Below are 14793 nucleotides of genomic sequence, written 5' to 3'. Positions count from 1 at the left end.
GAGCATGACCATGACTGCGCACAGCACCATTGCCGATAGCACTGCCCTGATGAACGCCAGCGCTCTGATGAATGACATGGGCGCCGCCGCCAAAGCTGCGGCGCGTCAGCTTGCCGTCGCGCCGGCCGCGCAGAAGAATGCCGCGCTGCGCGCCGCCGCCGCCGCGCTGCTGGCCCGTCAGGACGAGATTCTTGCCGCCAATGCCCGCGACATGGCGACCGAGCGCGCCAAGGCGCTGTCGGCCTCGATGCGCGACCGCCTGATGCTGAATGCGCAGCGCATCGCCGCCACCGCGCAGGCGCTCGACGAGATCGCCGAACTCGCCGATCCGGTCGGCGCCGTGATGGCACACTGGACCCAGCCCAACGGCCTGAAGTTCGAGCGCGTGCGCACGCCGCTCGGCGTCATTGGTGTGATCTTTGAAAGCCGGCCCAATGTGACCGCCGATGCCGGCGGCCTGTGCCTGAAGGCCGGCAATGCCTGCATCCTGCGTGGTGGTTCGGAAAGCATCGAATCCAACCGCGCCATCCATGCCTGCCTGGTCGATGGCCTGATAGCCGCCGGCCTGCCCGCAGCCGCGATCCAGCTGGTGCCGGTCACCGACCGCGCCATGGTCGGCGCCATGCTGACGGCGCCGCAGTGGCTCGACGTCATCGTGCCGCGCGGTGGCAAGTCGCTGGTCGCCCGGGTGCAGAGCGAAAGCCGCGTGCCGGTCTTCGCCCATCTCGAAGGCAACTGTCATGTCTATGTCGAGGCCAGCGCGGATCTTGAGATGGCGAAACGGATCGTGCTGAACGCCAAGCTGCGCCGCACCAGCGTCTGCGGCGCCGCCGAGACCGTGTTGGTGGAAAAAGCCGCCGCCACCACCCATCTGGCGCCGCTGGTCACCATGCTGCTGGATGCCGGCTGCGAGGTGCGCGGCGATGCGGCGACGCAGGCCGTCGATGCCCGCGTCAAACCCGCCAGCGAAGCCGACTGGGCGACCGAATTCCTCGAGGCCATTATCGCCGTAAAGCTGGTCGACGGCCTCGACGCAGCCATCGCCCATATCGCCAGCCACGGGTCGAGCCATACCGAAGCCATCCTCACCGCGGATGCCGCCCATGCCGCCGAATTCATGAACCGGCTCGACAGCGCCATCATCCTGCACAACGCCTCGACGCAGTTTGCCGATGGCGGCGAGTTCGGCTTCGGCGGCGAGATCGGCATTGCCACCGGCAAGATGCATGCGCGCGGCCCGGTCGGCGTCGAACAGCTCACCACCTTCAAATATCTGGTGCACGGCACCGGCCAGATCCGGCCGTAACCGCCACGCCCGTTCATCATCTCGCCCCAGACGGAGCAGCCAAGCCCCGCATGACCCGGCTTCCCCCTTTCGGCTCGCGCCTGCGCCTGCGTATCGGCCTGCTTGGCGGCTCGTTCAATCCCGCCCATGCGGCGCATCGTGAGATCAGCCTGACCGCGCTGCACCGGCTCAAGCTCGACCAGGTCTGGTGGCTGGTCAGCCCGCAGAACCCGCTAAAGGCGGCCAACGGCATGGCGCCGCTGAGCGCCCGCATGGCCGGGGCCGCCACCCTCTCGGCGCACCCGAAGATTCTCGTTACCGACGTCGAGACGCGGCTCGGGACCCGCTATACGGCGGATACGCTGGCGGTGCTGTGCCGGCATTATCCCAATGTGCGCTTCGTCTGGCTGATGGGCGCCGACAACCTCGACCAGTTCCACCGCTGGGACCGCTGGCAGGATATCGCGCGCAGCATGCCGATGGCGGTGCTCGACCGGCCGGGCCACAATCTGACCGCGGCGCAGAGCCCGGCGGCGCGCTGGCTGCAGCCCTGGCGCCTGCCGCAGCATGACGCGCCATGGCTGGCCGACCGCAAGGCGCCCGCCTTCCTGCTGCTGAAATCGAAACTCAATCCGCTGTCGGCCACGGCAATCCGCCAGCAGGCGAAACGCCGCCGGCGTTAGCCGAGCAGGCCAGCCGCCACGAGGGCGACGCCGGCGAGGCTTTCACCGGCGACGAGGCCGGCCGCCAGTGCCATGGTGTGGCGTTCGGCGAGCGACGGCGTCAACTGTTTTGCCGCTGCCGCCAGCAGCGCGCCAAGGCAGAGCGAGATCGCATTCCACGCCGGGATGACGAGCGCCAGCCCGATCGCCGGCGCACTCGGCACGAAACGCGCATACCGTTCCGGCAGCAGGCGTTCCAGCACAGCAAGGATCACGCCGGCCGCGGCGGCGATGCCCATGGCCGGCAGCGCGCCCGGCGGCACGGATTCGAGCCCGCCGGCCAGCACCTCGGCCACCGCCTTCCAGGTCGCTACGGCGGGGGCCGGCCATTCGGCGGTGATCAGCATGTCCTGCGGATCGGGGATCAGCAGCAGGTAGACGGCGGAGCCGGCCAGTGCGCCGGTGGCGACGCCGAAGCTTTGCGCGATGATCTGGAACCGCGGCGTGGCGCCGATCAGCAGGCCGGTCTTCAGGTCATGCATCAGGTCGGCGCATTGCCCGGCGGCGCCGCCGGTGATGTTGGCGGCCATCAGGTTGGTGATCACATTGCCGGGCGACAGCACGCCATAGGTGAGCTGCGTCACCTTGCCAAGTGCGCCGACCGGGGTGATGCCGGTCTCGCCCGAAACCCGCGCCGCCACCACCGCCAGCACGTAGCTGAGCGCCACGGCGACTACCCCCTGCCAGACCGGGATGTCGAACAGCGCGGCCGACACGGCGACGATCAGCGCCGTGCAGACGGCCAGCGCGACGACCTGCCCTCTTGCCGGAAAAGTCGGCGGCGCGTCCTTCGTCCGGTCGCGCCACAGCCGCAGCAGCGACAGGCCGAAGGAGACCAGTGCCGCGACCACCATCAAGGTGACGCCGGGCCACAGCAGCCAGGTGACCAGCGGCGCGAACCATGCGGCTTGCGGCGCGGCATCGCCGGCTGCCGCCCAGCCCTGTGCCAGCACATAAGGCGCCAGCAGGCCCCAGCCGAACACCGCGCCGAACAGCATCGACAGGCCGACGCGCAGGCCGATGATGGCGCCGAAGCCGAGCATCAGCAGCGAGGGATCGAGCGAAAAGCCGAGATTGGCCAGCGTGGCTTTCCCGGACAAGCCAAAGGCCGGGCCGAACCTTGGGACGGCAACGACGAGGTCGTTGAGCAGCTTCAGCGCCGCAGAAACGCCAGCGGCGCCGAGCAGCACGCGCAACCGCGCCAGCGCCTCGCGGCCATGGCCGTGGATGCGCGTCATGGTTTCCGCCGTGGCGACGCCGGCCGGGAAGGCGAGCCGCTCGCGCAGCAGCATCTGGTTGCGCAAGCCCGCCGCCACCACGACGCCGAGGATGCTGACGGCGAACACCCAGAGCGCCAGCCAGTGCCAGGCAAGCGCGCGGCCGGTCAGCAGGGTGAGCGCCGGGATCGGCGCCACCAGTCCGCCGGAGATGATCGAGGCCGCCGACGACGCGGCCGTCTGGTTGATGTTGTTTTCCAGAATCCCCCAGGGCCGCGCGCCAACGCGGCTGCCGCCCAGCTGCCACAGGCCGTAGCCGAGCAGGCCGGCGGCAATCGACATGTTGAACGACCAGCCGATCTTCAGGCCGCTGTAGACATTGCAGGGCGTGAGCGCCGCACCGATCAGCATGCCGGTGAGAATGGCGCGGATGGTCAGCTCTGGCGTCGGCAGTGATGCAGCCGACGGCGACGCATGGGAATCTGCGTGTGCCATCTGCCCAGTGTAAGGATGGCGCCTGCTATGGCAACCGCAGATACAGCTTGTTGATGCCGGTGAGCAGATGGTGCAGCGGCGCGTAGAGCCCGACAAATTCGTTCCAGTCGAGCGACAGGGCCGTGGCGATCTCCGCCAGCGTGCGGCGGCCATCAATCAGCGCGGCGATGCCGGCGGCCCGCGGCGGCGCCGGAAACACAAAACGTTCGGTGTGGAAGCTGATGGCGAGTTCGCCGCGCTTGGCGAAGGTCTCCGACAGCGCTTTCGCCGGCACGCCGTTCAGCCAGGGCACTAGGTCGCGCGCCGGCTGCGCAACCGCCTCCGCCGCCCGCGACACCGGCACAGCATAGACCACATGGGTCTTCATGGCGCCGCTCAGGCGTTCGGCCAGCGCCGCCTGGTCGAGCGGCGGCAATGCGGCGGCACGGACGCGTAAGGATTCGTCTTTCAGGTAACTCAGCGGGTCGTAGCGGCAGGGCTCGATCCAGGCGGTGACCGCAAGGCCGGCCCCGGCCAGCAGCGCGGCGAGGTCCGGTACCGTATAGGCGCGGTCCTGCGCATGCAGCAGCAGGTCATACAGCCCGGCATCGCCGGTGGTATGGTCGCCGACAAAGGGATTGCGACGGAATTCGTTGCCGTCCGGCAGCTCGGCCAGCAGCTTCCTTGCCAGCGTGATTTTCTCTGCCGGCGCATCATCACCGGTGAGCTGGCGCAACGCCGCCTGCAGCGGATAGACGCCGCCGCGGCCGTAAGCCCCGTAGACCATCAGGCCGAGGCCGCCGGTCTCGGCAAGCTGCGCGGTGAGCGCGGCCAGCCCGGCCGCCGGATCGGGCAGGTGATGCAGCACGCCGCAGCAGTCGATGTAGTCGTAGGGCCCCGGCGCCAGGGTCGCGAGATCGTCGAGCGATCCGGTGACGAAGCGGATGTTGGTCAGCCCGCGCACCTTGGCACGGGCTTCCGCCACCGCGCGCGACGCTGTCGAAAGATCGAGATAGACCACCTCATGCCCGCCGCCGGAAGCTTGGAGATACTGCGCAAGGTGGATCAGCCCGTCGCCGGTGCCACCGCCGGCGACCAGCGCGCGGAACGGCTGGCGGAAATCGCGCCGGCCGGCGAAGACGTAATGGTTCAGCTCGGGCAGGAAGCTCGGGCTGCCGGTGATCAGCCGGCGGCGTTCGTCTTCCGGGTCACGCGCCGGATAGGGATAGGCCTCGTACTGGTCTTTGACCGACCCGGTCATGCGGCACCCACCAAATGGGACCCGCGGATCAAGTCCGCGGGTGACAAAAACCGTATCTCGCGTTGTCATGCGCGGGCTTGACCCGCGCATCCCATTTTTCAGCAGCTGTCTGCCAATCAGGGAACCGTGATGACCACCTTGCCGGTGGTCTTGCGCGACAGCAGCGCCTGCATCGCCTGCGGCACCTGGCCGAGCGGGAAGGTCGCCGAGACATGCGGCTTCAGCTTGCCCTGCTCGTAGAGCGCCAGCAGGGCGGCGAAATTGGCGCGGTTCTTCTGCGGATCGCGCGCCGCGAAAGCGCCCCAGAACACGCCGACGATGCTGCAGCCCTTGATCAGCGCCAGGTTGGCCGGCGCTTCCGGGATGCGGCCCGAGGCAAAGCCGACCACCAGCAGGCGGCCGTCCCAGGCGATGCAGCGCAAGGACTGGTCGAAGGCATCGCCGCCGACTGCGTCATAGATCACGTCGGCGCCGTTGCCGCCGGTCAGTTCCTTGACGCGGTCCTTGATGCTTTCTTTCGAGTAATTGATGACATGCGCCGCGCCGTATTGCTTGACGATGGCGGCCTTCTCGTCCGAGCCCACAGTGCCGATCACCGTGGCGCCGAGTTCATGGCCGAGTTCGACGGCATTCAGCCCGACGCCGCCGGCGGCGCCATGCACCAGCAGCACCTCGCCCTTTTTCATGCGGCCGCGATCGACCAGCGCATGCCAGGTGGTGCCATAGGTGATCGGGAAACCGGCGGCGATCTCGTAGGGCATCGCGTCGGGAATCTTGTACACGCTGGCGGCCGGGCAGTTCACCATCTCGCCGAAGGCGCCGTTGCCGGTGGTCGCCATCACGCGGTCGCCGGGCGCCAGCTCGGTGACCTTGTCGCCGACGGCATCGATCACGCCGGCGCATTCCATGCCGGGCGCAAACGGAAAGGCCGGCTTGACCTGGTATTTGCCGGCGATCATCAGCGTATCGGGGAAGTTCAGCCCGGCGGCATGCACCTTGATGCGCACGTCCTTGGGACCCAGGGCCGGCAGCGGCAGGTCGGCGAGGACCAAGCTGTCCGGCCCGCCCCAGGCATTGCAAACCATGGCTTTGACACTGGTCGCCGACATCACTTCACTCCCTGAATTTTGTTTGGCTGATTTTTGTGCCTGGCGGCAGAAACAGAAATGGCGCCGGAAGTGACTCCGGCGCCATCGGCATGGCCGTTATTTCGGCGAGACCACCATGGTCATCTGGCGGCCTTCCATCTTGGGAAACTGCTCGACCTTGGCCTTCTCGGCCACGTCGTCGCGCACGCGATCCAGCAGCTTGGCACCGAGTTCCTGGTGGGCCATCTCGCGGCCACGGAAGCGCAGGGTCACCTTGACCTTGTCGCCTTCGTCGAGGAAGCGGTTCATCGCCTTCATCTTCACGTCATAGTCATGCGTGTCGATGCCGGGACGCAGCTTGATTTCCTTCAGCTCGATGATCTTCTGCTTCTTGCGCGCCTCGGCGGCCTTTTTCTGGGCCTCGTACTTGTACTTGCCGTAATCGAGGATCTTGGCAACGGGCGGCTGCGCAGTGGGCGAAATCTCGCAAAGGTCGAGACCGGCCTCTTCGGCCAGACGCATGGCTTCGCGGATGGTGACCACCCCGCGATTTTCGCCTTCGGCGTCAATCAGGCGGACATTGGGGACGTCGATTTCGTGATTGACCCGCGGTCCGTCGGTCTTCGGCGTCGGCGGGGCATTGAGAGGTGGACGTGCTATGACGCGCTCCTTAAAGCAGTTGCAGCAAAATCAATGGGTTAGGCCGAAATAGCCGGTGCCGGGGCACCCGGCATGCGGGCCTCGGTGGTCAATCTAGCAAGCGCGTCGGCCAAAGCAATGGTTTCCTGCTTTTCCTCGCCCAGCCGCCGCAGGGTCACGGTGCCCTGTTCGGCCTCTTTTTTGCCGACCACCAGGATCACCGGCACCTTGGCGAGGCTGAGTTCGCGGATCTTGTAGTTTATCTTTTCGTTGCGCAGGTCGGTATCGACCCGCAGGCCGGCGGCATCGAGTGCATCGGCGACCTTTTGCGCATAGTCGTCGCAGTCGGAGACGATCGGTGCGACCACGGCCTGCAGCGGCGCCATCCACAGCGGCAGCCGACCGGCGTAATGCTCCAGAAGAATGCCGATGAAGCGCTCGAAGGAGCCCAGGATCGCGCGATGCAGCATCACCGGGCGATGGCGGGCGCCATCGGCGCCGACATAATCGGCGTCCAGCCGTTCCGGCAGCACGAAGTCGACCTGCAGGGTGCCGCACTGCCAGTCGCGGCCGATGGTGTCGCGCAGCACGAATTCCAGCTTCGGTCCGTAGAAGGCGCCTTCGCCGGGGTTCAGCGTGTAGTCGAGGCCCGATGCCGTGCAGGCATCCTTCAGCGCGGCTTCCGCCTTGTCCCAGGTCGCATCGCTGCCGGCGCGCTTGGCCGGACGGTCGGAGAATTTCACCTTGATATCAGTAAAACCCATATCTGTATAAACAGCCTGCAGCAGGTCGCAGAATTCCTTGCTCTCCGAGATGATCTGGTCCTCGGTGCAGAAGATATGCGCGTCGTCCTGGGTGAAGTTGCGCACCCGCATGATGCCATGCAGCGCGCCGCCCGGCTCGAAGCGGTGGCAGGAGCCGAATTCGGCCATGCGCAGCGGCAGGTCGCGATAGCTCTTGAGGCCCTGGTTGAAGATCTGCACATGGCAGGGGCAGTTCATCGGCTTCAGCGCGAAGATGCGTTGGCTGTCGTCGGCCGCGTAATCGCGGATGCCCTCTTCGTTTTCCGCGATATACATGTTCTCGCGGAATTTCTCCCAGTGGCCCGAGGCCTCCCACAGCTTGCGGTCGACCAGCTGCGGCGTCTTCACTTCCTGATATTTTGCGCGCTCCAGCCGGTTGCGCATGTAGCGTTCCAGGGTGCGATACAGCGTCCAGCCCTTCGGGTGCCAGAACACCATGCCGGCCGCCTCTTCCTGCTGGTGGAACAGGCCCATGTCCTTGCCGAGCCGGCGATGGTCGCGCTTCTCGGCTTCCTCGAGGCGCTTCAGATAGGCATCTAGCTCCTTCTGGTCGCGCCAGGCGGTGGCATAGACGCGCTGCAGCTGGCGGTTCCTGGCATCGCCGCGCCAGTAGGCACCCGAGACCTTCATCAGCTTGAAGGCGACAGGCAGCTTGCCGGTCGACGGCATATGCGGCCCCATGCAGAGGTCGAGCCACGTATCGCCCTGGCGATAGATCGAGATCGCCTCGCCGCGCTTGGCGATTTCGTCGACCCATTCCGCCTTGTAGGTCTCGCCGATCGATTTGAAATACTCGACCGCCTTGGCGGCGGGCCATTCCTCGCGGGTGATCGGCAGGTCGCGCTTGACGATCTCGGCCATGCGCTGCTCGATCCTGCCGAAGTCCTCCGGCGTGAACGGCTCGTCGCGCACGAAGTCGTAGTAGAAGCCGTCCTCGGTGGCCGGACCGAAGGTGATCTGGGTGCCGGGGAACAGCTCCTGCACCGCCTGGGCCAGCACATGGGCGCCGTCGTGGCGGATCAGCTCGAGCAGCTCGGCCTCGTTCCTGTCCTTCAGCGTGACGATCTCGAGCTTCGCATCCTGCGTGATCGGCGTCGCCAGGTCCTTCAGCGCGCCGTCCAGCCGGATGGCGAGCGCCGCCTTGGCCAGCCCGGCGCCGATCGAGGCCGCGACGCCTGCCCCGGTGGTGCCGGCCGGATACGTTCGCGCGCTGCCATCGGGCAGCGTGACGCGGATATCGGCGCCGGAAGAACCGGGAGAAACAGCGGGTTGCGACATGATCAGGGGACCTCCAAGGGGGCGCAGCCTAGCCTTCCCGCCCCCCCTGTCAAGCCGGGGCCGGGAGCCGGCCGGATCCGGCTGAATCGGACAGATCATCACCGGGTGGAGAAGGTAGTTGATAAGGAAACTTTATCGTTATAGTTTCCTTATCAACAAAAGGATCGCCATGCCTCCGGCCGCCCCCGCTTCCGACCTGACCGCCCATATGGGTTACTGGCTGCGCTATGTGTCCAACCATGTCTCGCAGGCTTTCGCCCGCAAGGTGGAGGCCCATGGCGTGACGGTGGCGGAATGGGTGCTGCTGCGCCGCCTGCTGGACGCGGAACCCCTCGCCCCCAGCCGCCTTGCCGACCGTATGGGCATGACGCGCGGCGCCGTCACCCGGCTGGCCGACCGGCTGATCGCCAAATCGCTGCTGCTGCGCACCGCCGATCCGCAGGACGGCCGCGCCCAGACCCTGACGCTGACCGCGAAGGCCCGCCGCCTGGTGCCCGAACTGGCAGCACTCGCCGATGCCAATGATGCCGAATTCTTCGATCACCTGGCGCCGAAGGAGCGCGCGGCCTTGCTGCGCATCCTGCAGGGGATCGTCGAACGCCACGGCCTGAAATCCCTGCCCGTCGACTGACCGCCGGCCGTTTTCATCGCCTCTATCATCACGAAAGACGAAACCCATGACCTGGCAGGATATCGCCCGCACCGCGCTCGCAGGCGCCGAAAACGACACGATCCCCTTTCCGCAGAGCGTCGCGATGCTGGTGGCGGCCGGTTTCGACGGCTATGCCGTCGATTTCCGCCATGCCGCCCGCATCTATTACCGGCCAGACGGCGAGACGCTGCGCCTGGAAACCGCGCCGACGGCGCCGGTGGCGGCGCTGTTCGACGCGGCCATCGTCAGGGATGCGATCCGCGCCGCCCAGGCAATGGCGCCGGGCTACACGTATCACGGCTTCTGCGCCAGGGTGGCCGGCGCGGGTTGCGCCGGCTATCTCGTCTCTTTCCCGGGGCGGCGCGTGCTCTATTACGGCCGCACCGGCGAAACCCATACCGAACACTTTCCGGGTAGCCCCTAGCCGGCCCGGATCGCGAGAGCGCCGTCGTTCAGCGGCGGCTGAGCCGGTAGACCGAGGCCGGCGGCAGGTTGACGAAGACGCCGCCGATGCGCTGCGCCCGCAGGTCGAGGCGGTCGAGCACGGCGCCCGGCACCGGACAGCGCGGGCCGTAGGTGAACTGATAGAACGCACCGTCCTGCCGCAGGTGGCGGAAGGCACCGCCGAGAATGGCGTACATTTTGCGCGGCGACATCGACAGCATCGGCAGGCCGCTGACCACGGCGCCAGCCAGCCGGCCCTCGCCATCCGAAAATTTGAGGGGCGGCAGCCTGTGCAATCGTGCCGCATCCATCGCCAGCAGGCGGGCGGCGGGAAAGCGCCGCGCCAGCCGGCGGGCGAAATCCGGCCCGGCCTCGACCAGCACGAGATCGTGTTCGGCCACGCCGCGTTCGAGCAGCGCGCGGGTGAACACGCCGGTGCCGGGACCCAGCTCGATCACCGGCGCGGTTTCCGGGGTGATATCGGCGGTGATCAGCTCGGCCAGCGCCGGGCCGGAGGGCAGCACGGCGCCGGCCTGCAGCGGATCGGCCAGCCAGGCACGGAAAAAGGCAAGGGTATCGGCAACGGCGAGCGTGGCGGTCATGATGCGGTCCGTGGCGGCAGCGCGGCAGCGAAACGCCGCGGCGGCCGGCCAGTCTCCCTTCTATGGCGGTATAGTCGGGTGGTCTGGTGCAACCGGACTGTCAGCCTGCCCCGGCGCGCGACGATGATAGCCAGCCGTTCCGGCCCGACAAGCCGGAGCGCCGGGCTTTCGCCCGCCCGCGACCCTCTGCCGCGCTGCAGCATCGCCGTTTTCATGCCTGTCTGAAACAACCCGCTGAAACAATCCGCTGTCCTGCGACAACCCGGCGCGACCGTGGTCATGAAAAACGGCAGGAACAAGGCAGCGGCGGAAAACCGCCACTGCGCCCGACCCTAGGCGGGCCGTTCCATCTGCGCCAGCACCGCCAGCACTTCCTCGACCGGCACGACGCGGAGCGCCGCGGCGCGCAGGATGCGCACCAGATCGCCGCGCGGGGCCGCCAGCGCCGGGTCGGCAACGGCGGAAAACAGCGCCAGGGTCGGCGCGCCGGCCGCCGCCAGCAGATGCAGCGCGCCGGTGTCGTTGCCGACCGCCAGCAGGCAAGCCCGCGCCATGGCGACAAGATCGAAGGGCGTGGTGCGGCCGGCCAGATCGATGCTGCCCGGCGCCGCGGCGGCGATCTTGCCGATCGCCGGGGCATCGCCGTCATCGCCGATGAGAACCGGGGCGATGCCGTCGGCGACCAGCGCACGGGCCAGCTTGGCGTAATGATCCGGCGGCCAGAAGGCATTGGCGCCCTTGTGGCGCCGGCCGCCCGGCAGCAGCAGCACATAGCGGCGCGGCAGCGCGAAGCTGCGGATATCGGCATCCGCCCAGTCGAGTTCGGCCGGACCGGAAACCGGAATGCCGGACTGGCGCAGCTGCTCGGCCATGCGTTCGACCGGGTGCTGCGGGCCACGGCCGGGATTGACATAGGGCCGCGAGCAGCCCCAGGCGGTGCCCGACCATTCCGGCCGCGGCAGCGGCATCAGGCCGAAATACAGGCTGGAGCGCAGCGAGCATTGCAGGTCGTAGACGCGGTCGAAATCCTCGCCATGCAGGCGACGCAGCAGGATGCGCCAGCCCGACGGCCGGAACAGCGGCAGCGGATCGCTGCACACCATGTCGGCATAGCCCGAGGCGCGCAGGAAGTCGGCATAGGGCGCGGTGGTCAGCAGGGTAATGCGGGCGCGCGGATGATAGCTGCGGATCGCCTTCAGCGGCCCCAGCGCCTGCACGATGCCGCGCAGGCCGCCATGGCGGATGACCAGGATGCTTTCGGTCACCGGCGCCGTGGTGGCGGGCGGCAGATGCAGGCGGGCGTCAGGCATGATCGGGAAACAATAGCCGGGTATAGACCTGCAGGTAAGCCCGGCACATGGCATCCACGGTGAAGTGATCGGCAACATGGCGGCGGGCGCGTTCGGTGATCTGCAGCCGGCGGTCCGGCGTCAGCCGGATCGCCTCGTCGAGCGCCCTGGCCAGCGCCGCCGGATCGTTCGGCGGTACCAGCCAGCCGGTCTCGCCGGGCAGCACGGTTTCGCGGGCACCGCCATGGTCGGTGGCGATCACCGGCTTGCCCATCGCCTGCGCCTCGACGGCGATGCGGCCGAAGCCTTCCGGCTCGGTGCTGGCCGAGACGACGACATCGGCCAGCATGAAGGCCGCCGGCATGTCCTTGCAGTCGCCGGGCAGCCGCACCGCGGCGTTCAAGCCGAGCTGGTTGGTCAGCAGCTTCAGCTCGTCGACGTAAGAGTCGCGGCCCTGATGATCGCCCGAGAGCACGGCGATGAAATCCGCCGCACCGCGCTGCTTGGCCAGCAACGCCAGCGCGCGCAGCAGCACGGCATGACCCTTCCAGCGGGTCAGCCGGCCGGGCAGCAGGATCACCGGCAGGCCGTCGACCAGCCGCCACTGCTGGGCCAGTTGCGCGATGCGGTCGGGATAAACCCGCGACGGATCGAAGCGCGACAGGTCGGTGCCGCGCGGAATGGTCACCAGCTTGTGGCGGGCGACGCCGAATTTGGCATGGGCGTATTCGGCAACGAAATCCGAGATCGCCACCACCATGTCGCCCTTGCCCATCGGCCCGGCCCACAGCTTGCGGAACCAGTTGTGCGACTTGTAGGCATTGTGGAAGGTGGTCACCAGCGGCACGCCACAGCGCAGCGCGGCGGCGCGCACCGACCAGGCCGGCGCCCGCGAGCGCACATGCACGAGGTCGATCGGCAGCTCGCGGATCAGCTGTTCCAGCCGGTCGGTATTCTTGCCCATGCGCCAGGGATTCTTGCTCGCCAGCGGCAGGGTGATGTGCTTGGCGCCTGCGCGTTCCAGCTCGCGCACCATCGGCCCGCCCTCGGAGGCGACGTAGGAAACCCAGCCGGCCTTGGCCAGCGCCTTGGCCATGTCGACGGTGCCGCGCTCGACGCCGCCGGTCACCAGCGCCGGCAGCACCTGCAGGACCGCCGGCGGGCGACCGGAGGCCGGCCCGACGGCAGACGCCGGAACGGTTGCGGTCGCAGCCTTGGCCATGGGAGGGTCGGAAATCACGTGTGCCATCGGATCACTGGGTCTGAACTGTCCTGTCAGTATAGGCCCGGCCTCTGGCGGCGGAAATGGCCCGGCCGGCGGTTTTCCGGCCATGCAGCTGGTGTTACCGGAGAAGCCCACTTACCGGAGAAGTCCTGTGTCCGAGACCCGTTTCCTCACCGCGCCTGACGGTCTGCGCATCGCCTATGCCGCGACGCCGCCACAGAACAGCATGCCCGGAATCCTGTTCTGCGGCGGCTTCAGATCCGACATGACCGGCACCAAGGCGCTGGCGCTGGAGGCCATGGCCGTGGCACGCGGCTGCGGCTTCGTGCGCTTCGACTACACGGGCCACGGCCAGTCGGACGGCGCTTTTCTCGACGGCAGCATCGGCCGCTGGAAAGACGACACGCTGGCTGTGTTGGACGCGGTCTGCCAGGGGCCAACGGTCATTGTCGGCTCCAGCATGGGCGGCTGGCTCGCGACCTTGGCGGCCCTGGCCCGCCCGGATCGCACTGCCGGCCTGGTGCTGATCGCACCGGCGCTCGATTTCACCGAAGACCTGATGTGGGCGCAGATGACACCCGACCAGCGCGCGATCCTCACGCGCGACGGCGTGCTGCGCGAGCCGTCCGAATACTCCGACGAGCCTTACGAATATTCGCTGACGCTGATCGACGAGGGCCGCCGCCACTGCATCCTCGCCGGCGGCGTCGCCGTTGCCGCGCCGGTGCGCATCCTGCAGGGCATGAACGATCCGGATGTGCCGTGGCCGCATGCGGTAAAAACCGTCGAGGCCTTCACCGGGCCCGACACGAGGCTGACGCTGATCAAGGACGGCGACCACCGGCTGTCGCGGCCGCAGGATCTGACGCTGCTGACCGATACGGTCTGGAGCCTGGTCAGCCGGTCGTCGTAGCCAACAGCGCCTTCAGGCCCTCGCGGTAGGTCGGATAGCGCAGCATCACGCCAAGCTCGCTCTTGATGCGGTCGTTGCGCACCCGCCGGTTGTCGCCGTAGAAGCTCGCCGCCATCGGCGTGAGCTGCGCCGCATCGAAGGGCACTTCCGGCGGCAGCGGCAGGCCGAGCAGTCCGGCGGCAAAGGCCACCACCTCCTGCGGCGGCGCCGGCTCGTCGTCGGCCACGTTGTAGACGGCGCCGGGATCGGGCTTCGCCATCGAGGCCTGCAGCACGCTGGCGATGTCGGCGACATGGATGCGGCAGAACACCTGCCCCGGCTTGACGATGCGGTGCGCGGTGCCGCGCTTCACGCCCTCGAGCTGGTTGCGGCCCGGCCCGTAGATGCCGGCGAGCCGGAAGGCCTGCACCGGCACCCCCTGCTCCGCCAGCTTCAGCCAGGCGGCCTCGGCGGCGGCGCGGCGGATACTGCGCGCCTGGGTCGGCCGCAGCGGCGTCGTCTCGTCGACCCAGCCGCCCTTGCTATCGCCATAGACTCCCGTTGTGGAGAGATAGCCGAGCCACTTCAGGTGCGGCAAGCTCGCCAGGTCGGCGCCATGCAGGCGCAAGACTGCATCATCTTCGGCATCCGGCGGCACCGAGATCAGGATATGCGTCGCCGGCGCCAGCACGGAAGCGTCGGCCAGCGGCCCGCTGCCGTCGAAGACATGCAGGTCCCAGCCGCGCCCGGCAAGGTCGGCGGCTTTCTCGGGGCTGCGGCAGGTGCCGATGATGCCCCAGCCTTCAGCGGCAAGCCGCGTCGCCAGCGCCTGCGCCGTGAACCCCAGTCCGAAACAGAACAGTACCGGCATGTTACCGACCCACCAGAATCGTGAAGCGTGGCTGCGCCTTGATTTTGCCAT

14 protein-coding genes are annotated in these 14793 nt (G+C 67.9%); 5 read left to right on the top strand and 9 right to left on the bottom strand.

Annotated elements, in window-relative coordinates:
- Positions 1-10 precede the first annotated feature (10 nt).
- Both ACFOOQ_RS09085 and ACFOOQ_RS09080 read left to right on the top strand, forming a co-directional pair.
- Positions 11-1306 carry a glutamate-5-semialdehyde dehydrogenase gene (locus ACFOOQ_RS09085; RefSeq protein ID WP_379724745.1) on the top strand — a complete coding sequence of 432 codons (1296 nt, stop codon included), beginning with the start codon at positions 11-13 and terminating at the stop codon, positions 1304-1306.
- Between the two features lie 50 nt (positions 1307-1356).
- Complete coding sequence (locus ACFOOQ_RS09080) at positions 1357-1968, top strand: nicotinate-nucleotide adenylyltransferase (protein ID WP_379724742.1); 612 nt, start codon at positions 1357-1359, stop codon at positions 1966-1968.
- Here ACFOOQ_RS09080 and ACFOOQ_RS09075 read toward each other — a convergent pair.
- The 5 genes from ACFOOQ_RS09075 to thrS all read right to left on the bottom strand — a co-directional run bounded on the left by ACFOOQ_RS09075 (position 1965) and on the right by thrS (position 8767).
- Positions 1965-3719 carry an OPT family oligopeptide transporter gene (locus ACFOOQ_RS09075; RefSeq protein ID WP_379724739.1) on the bottom strand — a complete coding sequence of 585 codons (1755 nt, stop codon included), beginning with the start codon at positions 3717-3719 and terminating at the stop codon, positions 1965-1967. The genes ACFOOQ_RS09080 and ACFOOQ_RS09075 overlap by 4 nt on opposite strands.
- A 25-nt stretch (positions 3720-3744) precedes the next feature.
- Entirely contained in the window at positions 3745-4959 is a 1215-nt protein-coding gene (locus ACFOOQ_RS09070; RefSeq protein WP_379724736.1) for a class I SAM-dependent methyltransferase, read from the bottom strand.
- A 116-nt stretch (positions 4960-5075) separates the two neighbouring features.
- Positions 5076-6068: an NADPH:quinone oxidoreductase family protein gene (locus ACFOOQ_RS09065; RefSeq protein WP_379724733.1), complete on the bottom strand. Its 993-nt coding sequence runs from the start codon at positions 6066-6068 to the stop codon at positions 5076-5078.
- 96 nt (positions 6069-6164) lie between these two features.
- Positions 6165-6707 (bottom strand): translation initiation factor IF-3, encoded by a 543-nt coding sequence (gene infC, locus ACFOOQ_RS09060; protein WP_379725390.1) that lies wholly within the window; start codon positions 6705-6707, stop codon positions 6165-6167.
- Between the two features lie 38 nt (positions 6708-6745).
- Positions 6746-8767, bottom strand: a complete 2022-nt coding sequence (gene thrS, locus ACFOOQ_RS09055; protein ID WP_379724730.1) for a threonine--tRNA ligase — start codon at positions 8765-8767, stop codon at positions 6746-6748.
- 169 nt (positions 8768-8936) lie between these two features.
- Between thrS and ACFOOQ_RS09050 the strand changes: the two genes are divergently transcribed.
- Both ACFOOQ_RS09050 and ACFOOQ_RS09045 read left to right on the top strand, forming a co-directional pair.
- Positions 8937-9398: a MarR family winged helix-turn-helix transcriptional regulator gene (locus tag ACFOOQ_RS09050; RefSeq protein ID WP_379724727.1), complete on the top strand. Its 462-nt coding sequence runs from the start codon at positions 8937-8939 to the stop codon at positions 9396-9398.
- Between the two features lie 46 nt (positions 9399-9444).
- Positions 9445-9843 carry a DUF1398 domain-containing protein gene (locus ACFOOQ_RS09045; protein ID WP_379724724.1) on the top strand — a complete coding sequence of 133 codons (399 nt, stop codon included), beginning with the start codon at positions 9445-9447 and terminating at the stop codon, positions 9841-9843.
- A 28-nt stretch (positions 9844-9871) separates the two neighbouring features.
- Here the strand turns inward: ACFOOQ_RS09045 and ACFOOQ_RS09040 are convergent, their stop codons facing one another.
- The 3 genes from ACFOOQ_RS09040 to ACFOOQ_RS09030 form a co-directional block, all read right to left on the bottom strand.
- On the bottom strand, positions 9872-10465 hold the full coding sequence (locus tag ACFOOQ_RS09040) for a class I SAM-dependent methyltransferase (RefSeq protein WP_379724722.1): 594 nt from the start codon (positions 10463-10465) through the stop codon (positions 9872-9874).
- 332 nt (positions 10466-10797) lie between these two features.
- Positions 10798-11775: a glycosyltransferase family 9 protein gene (locus tag ACFOOQ_RS09035; RefSeq protein ID WP_379724719.1), complete on the bottom strand. Its 978-nt coding sequence runs from the start codon at positions 11773-11775 to the stop codon at positions 10798-10800.
- Complete coding sequence (locus ACFOOQ_RS09030) at positions 11768-12976, bottom strand: glycosyltransferase family 4 protein (protein WP_379724717.1); 1209 nt, start codon at positions 12974-12976, stop codon at positions 11768-11770. Before ACFOOQ_RS09030 ends, ACFOOQ_RS09035 begins: the two co-directional genes overlap by 8 nt.
- Before the next feature lie 154 nt (positions 12977-13130).
- Here ACFOOQ_RS09030 and ACFOOQ_RS09025 point away from each other — a divergent pair, with 154 nt between their 5' ends.
- The gene (locus ACFOOQ_RS09025; RefSeq protein WP_379724714.1) at positions 13131-13892 is read left to right on the top strand and encodes an alpha/beta hydrolase family protein; all 762 of its coding nucleotides are present in this window, start codon (positions 13131-13133) and stop codon (positions 13890-13892) included.
- Here the strand turns inward: ACFOOQ_RS09025 and ACFOOQ_RS09020 are convergent.
- Positions 13876-14742, bottom strand: a complete 867-nt coding sequence (locus tag ACFOOQ_RS09020) for an SDR family oxidoreductase (RefSeq protein ID WP_379724711.1) — start codon at positions 14740-14742, stop codon at positions 13876-13878. The genes ACFOOQ_RS09025 and ACFOOQ_RS09020 overlap by 17 nt on opposite strands.
- Positions 14743-14793 lie beyond the last annotated feature (51 nt).

It is taken from the genome of Ferrovibrio xuzhouensis (genome assembly GCF_042648965.1).
GTDB classification, from domain to species: Bacteria; Pseudomonadota; Alphaproteobacteria; order Ferrovibrionales; family Ferrovibrionaceae; genus Ferrovibrio; species Ferrovibrio xuzhouensis.
The sequence above is the reverse complement of the archived record's forward strand: the minus strand, read 5'-3'. Positions and strand labels throughout refer to the sequence as shown.